Origin of the sequence: Paenibacillus sp. Aloe-11 (assembly GCF_000245715.1) — a bacterium.
Classification (GTDB): Bacteria; Bacillota; Bacilli; order Paenibacillales; family Paenibacillaceae; genus Paenibacillus; species Paenibacillus kribbensis.
This window is the reverse complement of sequence record NZ_JH601057.1, coordinates 41,017-50,947: the sequence shown is the minus strand read 5'-3', so window position 1 is coordinate 50,947 and position 9,931 is coordinate 41,017. Positions and strand designations below refer to the sequence as shown.

The 9,931-nt window shown below is 43.3% G+C and carries 6 protein-coding genes and 1 pseudogene; all 7 read left to right on the top strand.

The features are described from left to right. Positions 1 to 38: 38 nt before the first annotated feature. Positions 39 to 5,909 carry an RHS repeat-associated core domain-containing protein gene (locus tag WG8_RS17510; protein ID WP_052310872.1) on the top strand — a complete coding sequence of 1,957 codons (5,871 nt, stop codon included), beginning with the start codon at positions 39 to 41 and terminating at the stop codon, positions 5,907 to 5,909. A gap of 66 nt (positions 5,910 to 5,975) precedes the next feature. Further along, positions 5,976 to 6,314 carry a hypothetical protein gene (locus WG8_RS17505; RefSeq protein ID WP_043891210.1) on the top strand — a complete coding sequence of 113 codons (339 nt, stop codon included), beginning with the start codon at positions 5,976 to 5,978 and terminating at the stop codon, positions 6,312 to 6,314. A gap of 575 nt (positions 6,315 to 6,889) precedes the next feature. Beyond that, positions 6,890 to 7,051 (top strand): annotated as a pseudogene (locus WG8_RS29555) (RHS repeat-associated core domain-containing protein); the annotation flags it as partial. Between the two features lie 15 nt (positions 7,052 to 7,066). After that, positions 7,067 to 7,327: a hypothetical protein gene (locus tag WG8_RS28710; protein WP_232289124.1), complete on the top strand. Its 261-nt coding sequence runs from the start codon at positions 7,067 to 7,069 to the stop codon at positions 7,325 to 7,327. A gap of 68 nt (positions 7,328 to 7,395) precedes the next feature. Next, positions 7,396 to 7,929 carry a hypothetical protein gene (locus WG8_RS17495; protein ID WP_052310871.1) on the top strand — a complete coding sequence of 178 codons (534 nt, stop codon included), beginning with the start codon at positions 7,396 to 7,398 and terminating at the stop codon, positions 7,927 to 7,929. A gap of 152 nt (positions 7,930 to 8,081) precedes the next feature. Further along, positions 8,082 to 8,648, top strand: a complete 567-nt coding sequence (locus tag WG8_RS17490) for a hypothetical protein (RefSeq protein ID WP_043891208.1) — start codon at positions 8,082 to 8,084, stop codon at positions 8,646 to 8,648. A gap of 559 nt (positions 8,649 to 9,207) precedes the next feature. Next, positions 9,208 to 9,498 carry an HNH endonuclease gene (locus tag WG8_RS26705; RefSeq protein ID WP_083837594.1) on the top strand — a complete coding sequence of 97 codons (291 nt, stop codon included), beginning with the start codon at positions 9,208 to 9,210 and terminating at the stop codon, positions 9,496 to 9,498. The last annotated feature ends 433 nt before the right edge of the window (positions 9,499 to 9,931 follow it).

The following is a 9,931-nucleotide window of genomic DNA, read 5'->3' as shown; positions in this document are numbered from 1 at the left end:
CTGCTGCCAGTGTCACACTCGCTGCAGGAGCTACAACGATGGTAGTCGCTGCCAGTGAGTCCAGTGAGGGACAGCAGGATATCGCCAAAGCGAGAGCAGGTGATCTCTCTCAATCGTATAACTTCATGCGAGATACTGTTCTGGGAGGGAACCAAGAGTTATACGATGTGGTTAAATATGGGTCGGTAACAGTTTCAGTGGCTGGAGTAGCGTTTCTCACTGGAGGTGCAAGTGCTCTCGTCGTCCCTTCCATAGGTGGAGGAATTAATACAGGGATCACAGCTATATTTGATCCAAATGCCCGTCCAGGCGAGACGCTGATTGGACACTATATGAGCAGCTTTAGTAATGGATTTATCAGTGCAACTGTGGCCGGGAAATTTATGTCGGGGGTAAAATGCGGTACAGGTGCTCTCAATATCTATTCACGTCTAGTGGCGGGTGGAGTTGCAGCGGGAACGGTTCAAGATGTGATGAATACCGGACAAACAGATCTTAAATCGAACTTGACCCGAAGCCTTGTAGGAGGAGCATTTTCTTTTGCAGGTAATACCAAGGTCGGCTCTTATCTATCCTCAGTGGTAGGTGAAATGGCAGGCTCTATGGCGGATGATTACCGAAAGCATGGAAATGTCAAAGAGTCGCTAACGATAGAGAATTTACAAAAGTCACTGATATCCAGTATAGGAAATCTCGTTACACGCGGAGATCCGATTGATGTAGTGAAAGGTAGATTTTATTTTACAGCTACAGATATGGTGGCTCAGGATATTGGTCAGTCGATTGAGATGGTCCGAAGTTATACTTCCACCAATTCTATGACTGGCAGCACGGGGCGTGGCTTTACCTTTAGCTATGAGAGCTGCATTCGGCGGGTGGAAGATCATATCCTGGTCATATGCACGGATGGACACTATGAACGTTTTATCCTGCAAGACGATCAGTGGGTTAATGAGATGGGAGGGAAACAGGATTATAACCTCTCGGAGGATTCGGTTACCAAAGAGTATCGCTTAATCGATAAAGCGCGTCGAACTTATATATATGATCAGGATGGACGACTGCTGAAAATCAAAGATCGCTCTAACAATGAAACGTTGCTGGAATACGATGAGGAAGGATTGTGCAAGTTAACGACCCCGGGTGGTAAGGAAATAACCTTCACCTATTCAGGTGGCAAACTTTACAGTATCACTGATAATATAGGCAGAACAGTAAAGTACGAATATGAAGGAGATTTTCTGACTCGTGTAACGTATCCGAATGCGGGAGTGACCTCATATGCTTATGATGCTGAGGGAAGAATTGATGCGATCACGGACCAAAATGGGCATAGGTATGTCCGAAATCAATATGATCATCATGGTCGGGTCATCAGGCAGTGGGACGCGGACGATCAGGTTACGGATATTGAATACAACGATGAGGAGCGGAGAACCACTTTTACGTATCATGCCACAGGAGTCGTCGAGAAATTTGAATACAATGCCGATGATCTGGTGACGGATACGATCTACAGTGATGGAACTCGCGAGTCCTTTACGTATGATGCGTATCAAAATAAATCAAGTCATACGGATACGATGGGTCACACTACAAAATGGGCATATAATATCTTTGGTAATCTTGTGGAAGAAATACGTCCAGACGGAACACGTACTGAGCATCAATACGATCAGGATCAAAATCTGACTCAGGTTGCTGTTAACGGTGTAACAGGGAAATGGTTCACATATGACACTGTGGGAAGACTGACCGAAGAGAAGTCCAGCATTGGAGACGGAAATCAGGCGGTCATTTCTTATACGTATGATTCACATGGCCGAGTACTGAGCAGCACGGATGCACTCGGTCACACGACAGTTTATTCGTATGAGACAGGCCATACGGACTCACCAACCCGGGTACGAGATGCCGAAGGCAATGAGTACCGATACACGTTTGATGAGGCCGCGCGGATGATGAGCATTACCACGGACTATGGTACGGTAGAGTTCGAATATAACCATTTGAACAAGCGTACACGCATCGTAGATGCTGAAGGCAACACTACATTAATGTTCTATGATAAGATGGGCAATTTGGTCAAAAAAGTGCTCCCTAACGATTATGTCGCCCGTATAGACAATGGCAAAGGCACCGAGTATCGTTACGATGCGATGGATCGTCTGGTTCGGATGACGGATCTAGCGCAGAACGTATCCCGTACTCGGTACGACATTAACGATAACATTTTAAAAGAGATTGAACCGAATTACTATAACCACGCGGAAGATGATGGACTCGGAACAGAGTACGAGTACGACCACCGGGGGCGCAGGATCAAGGCGATGTATCCGGACGGCGGTATCGCTCGCATGAAATACGATGCTGCCGGGAATATAAGCAAAATGATCTTACCGGAACATTATGATCCGATTGTTGATGATGGACCGGGCACCAAGTATGTATATGATGTCATGAATCGTTTGGTTCAAATCACCGATGCAGAAGGTCATGTCAGCCGGCGATTCGTGTATGATCATGCAGGGCGTGTAATAAAAGCCATTGATGCCAAAGGCTATGCTCGTGGAACGAACGATAGTGAACGCTTTGGCAAGCTTTATGTGTACAATATGGCAGGCTGGTTAATTGAAAAGCGTGAGCCTGTGGAAGAAGCCGGGGAAGAAAGCTCAGGAGGAGCTATCAGCGCGGGTCCCATTCGTTATCGCCTGACCTTGTACCGTTATGACCAAGCCGGAAACCTGCTGGAAGAGAAGCGGACACAGGAGTATGTTAGCGAAACGGGTTATGCGGAGAACTATCAAAGTGTTCGTTACAGTTATGACCGGAATCATCGGGTGATCGCCATTGAGGATGATACTGGAGCGGAAATTCGTTATACGTACGATTGCCTAAACCAGAAAACGTCGGAAAAACAGAAACTGAACGAGCAAAAGGATCGGTTCATCCGCTACGTATATAACAAAGCCGGATGGCTGCAACGGCGCGTGGAAGTGCTGAATGCTGAAGATTTGACTGATCGTGTACCGGGATTGGTGGATGCTGTTACTTCTTACGGTTATGACCGTAACGGCAATGTGGTCGAGATCATAACCCCGGAAGGGTATCAAACCGAGATTAGCTACGATGCCGTTGATCGAATGGTTCAGATCAGTCGCCGGGAGGGCAAAGACGCCCGGGCCAGCAGCGTCTATTTGAAATATGACCGCACGGGGAATGTGATCGAAGAGACGGATACGAATGGCAGCAAGGTAACCTATACGTATGACCCGATGAATCGACGTATCCGCATGATCGGAAAACGTGGCGGTACGACACGTCTGTTTTATGACAAGACGGGGAATATCGTGAAGCAAGTCACGCCGAATCAGTATGATCCGGCAACTGACGATGGACTGGGGATGACCTTCACCTATGACCGCCTGAATCGGTTAATTGAGGTGGCTGATCCATATGGTCAGATCATGGAGCGTAGCCGATATAATGAGTTCGGTGAACTGGTCAGCAAAATGGATGGCGGTGTTGGAGCCGAATATACGTACACCCTGGGTGGCCGAGTGAAGCAAGTGATGACATCAGGTGCCGCAGGACAAGATATCGTTAGGCAAGAATATATATATGATGCGGCAGGCAACATTATCGGCATTCGGGATGGCGAAGGCCATCTGACTCGCCATACCGTAGACGGCTGGGGTAAGATCACAGCCCTCCACAAAGCGGACGGTAGCACGGAGCATTACCGCTACGACTATGCGGGGAATATCGTCAGCTCGACGGACGGAAACGGTCACACGACGCAGTATGACTACAACAGCTTGGGCAAGCTGTCTGCCGTACAAGACCCGGGCCAGCAGAAAATGCTGTACCAGTATGACACCGAAGGCCGCTTGGCTCGCCAAACGGACCGTAACGGCAAGGTCATGGAGTATGCCTATAACTTCAATGATCAGTTGATCAAGCGTCGTGAGATGTCGAGTGGCATGGAAGAAACCTACGTGTACCGGGAAGACGGTCTGCTGCAAACGGCGGCAAACGAGCATACGCGGTATGATTATACGTACAATGAAGATGGATTGCTGACGGGCAAATATATGGGCAGCAGCAGTGGAAATATGAGCGAAGCGTTTGCCAGCCTGATGAGGAACAACGCAGCAGAAGATCGTGGGTTAGGTCGTAAAATACTAGCTTATGAGTATGATGCGGAAGGCAATCCGATTGCTCAGACTGATATCGGAGGAAGAACAACCGAATATCGGTACGATTTGGTCGGACGTGTCTCTGAAATCCGTCAGGATGAAGAGCTGCTGGCGAAGTATGGATACGTATTCGGCAACCGTGTGTCTTCCATTTTGTATGGCAACGGCATTGAGATGGCATACGACTATGATGCGGACGGAAATGTCTCGAAGCTGCAAGCTCAATCGCCAGACGGAAGCCTGCTCCTACAGCACCGTTATGAATATGATAACAACGGTCATCAGATCGCCCGGGATGAAAACGGAAAACGAACAAAGTATCGCTACGACGCCATAGGACAACTGGTGGAAGCCGAATACCCGGGATGGGGAACGGAACGTTTATCGTATGATCCGGTGGGAAATCGGTTAAGCCAGATATGGAATGATCATAAAACGAGCTATACGTACGATTCACGGAACCGTCTGCTGTCGGTTTTGGAAGAAGCGCTGGGTGAAGGTTCGGATCAGGAAAAGGGAGCGCGAGGACAGCAGACGCGTTACGAATATGATGCGCAGGGGAACCTGCTGCGAGAGCGAAATGGGCAGGAAAGTATCTCGTATGCCTACGATGCCTTTAACCGAACGGTGAAGGCAGAGAAGTCGGACGGTAGCTATATCCGCCACCTATATGATCCGGAAGGACTTCGCAATGGCATAGAAGAGAATGGCACCCATCGTCGATTTGTGTATGACGGCTGGTATATGGTGAACGAGCTGGATGAGGGAGCCCGAGTCCAGGCCTCATTTGTACGCGGACATGAATTGCTGGCTCGGGTGGACGATGTAGGGAATCCGTCTTATTATGTAAATAATACACACGGGGATGTTCTGCATCTGACCGACCGTAAGGGTGGAATTCAGAACAGCTACGAATACGATGCGTTCGGGAATACGCTGTCGATAGCAGAACAGATAGAAAACCGCTTCCGCTATGCGGGAGAGGCATGGGATAGTGTAACGCAGCAGTATTACCTGCGGGCGCGTTTCTACAATCCGGCCATTGCCCGCTTTACCCAGGAAGATACGTATCGCGGGGATGGACTGAATCTCTATGCGTATGTAGGGAATAACCCGATCCACTACGTGGACCCGAGCGGGTACATGAAGTGTGATGACAAAGGGAATGTTTATGAAGGTAATAAGAAAACGGATCTTAATGATACGAAGGATGCGACTCCATCTAGAGCAGACTCTCTAAGAGAGAAATACTCACATCTAACGCCAAGTGAGCGAGCTACTAGGCTGCAACAATTAGCAGAAGCAAATGCGTATCGTCGACTTCAGGATTTAGAAAATTCCATTCCGGGAGCTCACTTTCTGCAAAAACATGGGGCACAGACTACATTGCAATCTCAATTGGACCGTGTGCAATATGCAGTTAATCCTACAACTAAGCAAATTGAAACTTACCGCGACGGAAGACTGAAAAGACCTAGTTCTGCCACAAAGTTCATGAGCCATAGAGATCAAATAAATATGATTGAACGTGCACAACGAATATATGATAATACAGGAGATAGACTATTGGCAGAAAAGCCAATAACTTATAGAGATATAATTGGGTCAGGATATCAGCGTAATACTTTGGATTATGGGGTATCATACACGGGACAGGTCTTTCTTCCCAATGGTCAACCTGTCACGGCATTTCCAATTTGGGGGAAGTGATTTGATTTATAGTATTGATTTAACTGAAATAGTGATTTTAGAGAATAAATAGAAGGTGAGGATAAAATGAGTAATTTAAGAAAGGAAGATATAATAACTCTTTTAAAATATCTTGATTTTGACATTATGGCGGAAGAAGTATGCGACAGTATCTATGATCTGGATATAAATAATGAAGAACAACAGCTACAGGTGATTAGGACCGCAATCGTTCCAGCTTATAGAGATTTTAATCCATTAGAAAAAGAAAGTATTAAGAAAGTACTAGGAATATGCTTACAGGAAGATGTATTATTGGATGATATTTTCCAAAGAATATCATTTCCTTTTGATAATGAAATAATTGATAAAAAAATTTTTTTGGAAAATATATACAAGGAATTATTCGATGGCCAGAGAAGCTAATGTCAATAAGTCTAAGTGATTTATGACAAAGCTTGGGGAATGATATTAGTGATCTAAAACACCAAAAAATCTTGATGGGCAATGTGCCTTTCAAGATTTTTTTGTATATAGAATAACTAGTTTATGGTTAGGCAAGCAACGAATACAGATGGCATACTACTATGACATGGACGGAAATGTCTTGAAGTTGCTAGCGAAATCGTCGGACGGAAGTCCGCTCCTGCAGAACCGTTATGAATATGGTAACAACGGTCACCAGATTGTCCGGGATGGGGGAGGAACGTTTATCGTATGTTGCTGTACTAAATCAGCTAAGTCAACTGTAGAACGACTATAAAGCGAGCTATCGTAGGATTTGTGTAACCGCCTGCTGTCGGTTTTGGAAGAGGCGTTGGGCGAAGTTTTGGATCAAGAAGTGGGATCGCAAGAACAGCAGCCGCGATACGAATATGATCCCCAAGGAAACCTGTTGCGAGAGCGAAGAGGACAGGAAAGTGTAAGGGCGGAATTCAGAACAGCTACGCCTACGATGTGTTCGGGAATACTTTGTCGATAGCGGAGCAGATCGAGACAGATTCCGCTATGCGGGAGAGTCCTGGGATGGCGTAACGCAGCAGTATTATCTGCGGACACGTTTCTACAATCCAGCCATTGCCCGCTTCACCCAGGAAGATACGTATCGCGGAGATGGATTGAATCTCTATGCGTATGTAGGGAATAGCCCGATCCACTACGTGGACCCAAGTGGGTACATGAAGTGTGAGGAAAAAGGGAAAGTTTATGCGAGAACGGGTGAAGCTGAGGTTACTCTGAAGTACTTTCTAAAAAGGGAATTTGAAAGAAATACAAATGCATTGAAAGAACTTGGAGACATAGATAAGTTAATTCATAGAATAACAAAACTTACGCAGCCTGAACATGTTTGGGAGTTACAGCTAGGTGGCCCTGATACAGTGAGTAATTTGAAGTTCTTAGATTCTTTTACAACTGGCATATTGGAACTCAGCAAATAAGACAGCAAATTAGGAATTACCTGTGGGTACTAAAATAAAAATCAAAATAGACTGGGGAGATTTATTGGATGACTGAACAATTGTTAATGATTTTACAAAAGGTGAGGGAAGGTTTAAACTCTGACCCTGATGGAATCATTTACGGTGAACTTAATGTGGGAAAGAAAGATATCAATAATGACAATCCCAACCTTCAACAGTATTTTCATTTCCTAAAAGAGGCTAATGGAGGGCGTTTTGGTGGAATTGATCTATGGCCTTATAACGAGTTAGACTCAAATCTATATCGTGTATCCGATTTAAATGGTGGGATTAAAAAATGGATTGAAATAGGTCAGATATTATACGAACCATTAGTTATTAATAAACAATCTGGTGAAGTTTATCATTTTTATCAAGGTCATTTAGAAGACATGGGGCACAACCTAGGTATGTTCAATAGTTTTATAATAGATTACGTTTTTGGTAATAAGTATGAGAAAATAGTGCCAGATTCACATTCTGATGAATGGTACCAATTCTTAAAAAGGATTGAATTAGTGAAACTTTTAAAAACCTTGATTGGCCTTGTGCTTTCAGGGTGGTACCCATATATCTGCTAGTAGTCATCCTAGCTTTTCCCACTTACCGATGCATAAAGAGGGTTTGGTAGAAGTTAAATTTGAAAGACAAGGAGTCTTAAGTTTAGGGCTAGGGTCTAGTGAAAGTGGGCTTAATTTCTTTAATTCTCAAATAAATTCATGGAGGGAAAAAAATGAATGATAATACTTTTTATTCTCTTTCAGATTTAATTAATGAGTATAATAATAATTTATTAAATTCATGTGAGGGCTATGGAAAAAGGGAACTAAAATTTTTTGAAGAGAAGGTTCGTCGATTAAGGTCTAAAGACGTTGAAAAAGAAATTATCGAATATATTAATGGGAATCTAGTTACAAAAAAGTGGGAAAATGCTCAGCAATGGATAGGTTCAATATTGACTCATCCCTCCACGAACTATATTGAACCTCTTATGAAGATACTCAGAGAGCAGGACTCCAATGCTCCGCATTACTGGGCATTGGATGTCATAGAGTACATGCCAGAGAGTATGGTTGAAGAGGCTTTACCGGAACTAAAGAAACTTGTTATTCCCTTCAATCCATCATGGTTGAAGGAAGTTATAGAAAAATATTTTGAGACTATTGTATTTAATGATGAGGGTGCAGAGGACTTTATATCAACTTTGGTGGATTCATCTAATGAAATGGTCAAATACAGAGCGAAATATTGGATGGAAACTTTTGAGGTAGAGAGAAGAGAGGATGCCGAAGAAGATTAGACAAGTCGCAACCAATTAAAAATAGTGTAGTGTGAATATTTCTTAGCGGTAAGAAATATTTATGGTTTTACTGTTGCTTAAAATCTTACGAATCTGAGTAGCTTTTTCTACTGATCCTAAAGTCACCATTTTTAATGTCAACTGGATTGTAGTATGAAGTGGAACCTTTATAAGGGTAATATTTTATATACCTTTAATGATTCGATGAATTGGAAATATTATTATATAAATTATATGGCTTATTCCACTCGAAATATGAGTAGGAGTAAGTCTTTTTTTATGTACAGAAAAACGAAGGAGGAGCCAAAGTGACAGTAAATTATTCAGTAGAGAAAGAGGTAAGATAGCTCTCAAATACAAGCAAAGTATGTGGATTAATAGAGTACTGACAAAGACGGCGATCACACACTAACCATAGGTAGAGATATTTTGAAATGGTGAACGAGCTGATGAGGAAGCCCGAGTCCAGGCCTCATTTGTACGCGGACATGAGTAGTTAGCCCGGTGGACGAGGTAGAATCGACCCGCAGATTACAGGGCGGCAAATACAGAAGCTAAATTGAATAAGGATTCGTATCCACCAGTACCGGCACCTGATAAAGAACTTGAAGGCTATATATGGCATCATCATGAAGATGGAACAACAATGATTCTTGTTGAAAAAGATATCCAATTTCGGGGCTTGAGAGATAGCTCCTTATCCCTCAAAACAAGCAGGAAACTTGTATGGAAGATTTTTAGATATTTAGCTTATTTTAATATAAATCGACCCTATGTAAGCCTATACATTCTTTTAAATAAAAAAGATGACATATGTTTAAAAACAGGAAAAAAGTCACCGGGACTATAGTCGCTTGTTTGATGAAGTATGTGTTCCTTAATCTGCTGAAATTCGACATTTTTTATGATAGATGTATGTATTCGAGATTAATACAAAAGTCAACAAGGTTGTCATATCAAGGAATATGCCCTTTTTAGGAATTCATAAGCGGGAAACTTTAAAGGACAAGTAGCAGCCATTGCGCAATTGTACTTGCCCTTCATAAGCCATTTCTATCGGTCAACCATATATTGTAAAAACAGTTCGATTAGATTAGAGAATTTGCATGCATATGTATAAAAATGAGTATTAGGTCTTAGGAACTCCCTTTACTACTGTAAATTGACAAATTATGAAGCAGTAGATAATATGATTTGGGTACAGGGGGATTTTGGAATTTATAAAAGGGGTAATGCGTTTTGAACAAGAGACTAGATAACAGAGATAACGACAAAGGTAACGA